Origin of the sequence: Corallococcus praedator (assembly GCF_003612125.1) — a bacterium.
In the GTDB taxonomy this organism is placed as follows: Bacteria; Myxococcota; Myxococcia; order Myxococcales; family Myxococcaceae; genus Corallococcus; species Corallococcus praedator.
The window spans coordinates 1-2,337 of sequence record NZ_RAWI01000689.1; the positions used below are offsets into that span (position 1 = coordinate 1).

2 protein-coding genes are annotated in these 2,337 nt (G+C 71.7%); one reads left to right on the forward strand and one right to left on the reverse strand.

Going from position 1 to position 2,337, the window contains the following annotated elements:
* The coding region (locus D7Y13_RS40865) for a sensor histidine kinase (RefSeq protein WP_244222460.1) at positions 1-1,805 on the reverse strand (1,805 nt) is incomplete at its 3' end.
* A gap of 340 nt (positions 1,806-2,145) precedes the next feature.
* Here D7Y13_RS40865 and D7Y13_RS40870 point away from each other — a divergent pair.
* A partial coding sequence (locus D7Y13_RS40870; RefSeq protein ID WP_158626205.1) for an alcohol dehydrogenase catalytic domain-containing protein occupies positions 2,146-2,337 on the forward strand: 192 nt, incomplete at its 3' end.

Here is a 2,337-nt window from a genome sequence, read left to right on the forward strand (position 1 = left end):
GTCACGTGCGGGGGCGTGGGCGGGCTTCCCTCCGCGGTCCACTGGGACAGCTCCTCGAGGAAGGCCTGCGCCCCGGCGCCCGGGCTGGCGCGCGTCCCGCCCGTGTCCACGCGCGCCGCCGGCAGGTGCGCGCCGCCCGTGGGCAGGCTCACCGTGAAGGTGGTGCCCTTGCCGGGGGTGCTTCGTGCACGCACCGTCCCGCCGTGCAGCTTCACCAGCTCCTGCACCAGCGCCAGGCCGATGCCCGTCCCTTCGTGGCTGCGGCCCCGGGCGCCCTCCACGCGGTGGAAGCGCTCGAAGAGGCGGGGCATCGCCGCTTCCGGAATGCCCACGCCGGTGTCCTGGACGATGAGCTCCACGTGCGCGCCCTCCCACCTGAGCGCGACGCGGATCTCCCCGTCGAAGGTGAACTTGAAGGCGTTGGAGACGAGGTTGAAGACAACCTTCTCCCACATCTCGGGGTCCACATGGACGGCTTCGGGCAGGGGAGGGCAGTCCACCACCAGCCGCAGGCCCGCGGACTTCATCGCCGAATCGAAGCTGCTGGCCAGGTCCGTGGTGAGCGCGGAGAGGTCGGTGGGGATGACGGAGGCCTGGGCCCTTCCCGCTTCGATGCGGGCGAAGTCGAGCAGGGTGTTGACGAGCTTCTGGAGCCGGAGGCCGTTGCGGCGGACCAGCTCCTGGCGCTCGCGCTGGACGGGCGGCAGCGGGGCCGTGGCGTCCGCGAGCCCGTCCTCGATGGGGCCCAGCATCAGGGTGAGGGGCGTGCGGAACTCGTGGCTGACGTTGCTGAAGAAGGTCGTCTTGGCGCGGTCCAGCTCCGCCAGCGCCTCCGCGCGCCGCGCCTCCTCTTCGTACGCCCGCGCGCCGGCGATGGACGCGGCGAGGTTGCCGGCCACCAGGTCCAGGAAGGCGTGGTACTTCGGATCACGCCCGAGCAGGGGCGCGAGCCCCACCACGAGGACCGCGGCGGGCTTCGCGTCGCCCGGCCGCGCCACTGGCACGACGAGCGCCGCCGTGGGCGCGGGCCTGCCCTCGTGGGAGGGCAGCTCGCCCAGGTGCTCCGCGAGGCCGTCCAAGCGTTCGGCCTGGCCCGTGCGCATGACTGAAGCGAAGGAGGGCCACGCGGTTCGCGCGTCGCCCGCGAGCAGGACCTGCGCGGGCCAGCGGGGGCCGCCTTCCTCCAGCGGGCTTCGCGCCGTGAGGTGGGCCTGGGTGCCCTGCGCATCGAGCAGGTAGAGCGCGGCGAAGGGGATGTCCGACGGGTTCTCCGAAAGGGCGTCCATCGCGCGGGCGCAGGCCTCGGTGACGCTCTGGGCGCCCGCCGTCCGGGCCGCCATCTTCTGCAGGAGCGTGAGCCGGCGCGCGTCCAGCACCTGGGCGGTGGTTTCAGCGACGGCGGTGAAGATGCCGCCCACGTCGCCATGCTCGTCGCGGATGGGGCTGTAGGAAAAGGTGAAGTAGCTCTCCTCGGTGAACCCGTGCCGGTCGATGGCCAGGAAGCGGTTCTCCGCCCAGGTCGCCTCACCCCGGGTGAGGACGCCCTCCAGCATGGGGCCGATGATGTGCCAGATCTCCGACCAGTGCTCGCGCCCACGCTGCCCCATGGCGCGCGGGTGTTTGTCGCCGAGGATGACCCGGTAGGCGTCGTTGTAGAGCATCACCATGTCCGCGCCCCACCACACCAGGATGGGGAAGCGGCTGGTCAGGCACGTGCTCACCATGGTGCGCAGCGGCTGGGGCCATCCGCTCATGGGCCCGAGCGCCGTCGTGGACCAGTCCATCGAACGCATGAGGGCGCCCATCTCGCCTCCGCCCTCGAGCACCCCGGACGCGCTCGCAGGTGATGCGGGCGGGTCGTCATCAACGTGGGTGTTGCCAAGAGGCGCGCGGGATCCAGGGCCGTGGCTCATGGAGCCAAGCGTTAACACACCTCCCGCGGGGGCAGGCCGACAGAGGAAGTGAGGAAGGGGGCCCGCTCGGCGGCCTGCCGTTCCCCTGGCCCCTCGGCGTCCGCGCATGACGACAAGTCAACGTTCAGCCGGGCGCTCCGGGAACAACTTCCAGCAGAGGGCCACGGCGACCCCGCCCCCGTCGAGAAGGTTCCAGGCGACACTGTTGGCATGATGCCAATAGGATGCCCCCATGGGTCTTCCGGTGCGTGCCGCGTTGCTACAGACGGTGAATGGTCCCTTCGTCATCGACGAGGTGGAGCTGGAGGCGCCGCGCGCGGGGGAGCTGCGGGTGCGGATGACGGCGAGCGGCATCTGCCACACCGACCTCACGTACCGGGCGGGCGCGGCGCGCTTCGCGTTTCCGGCGGTGCTGGGGCACGAG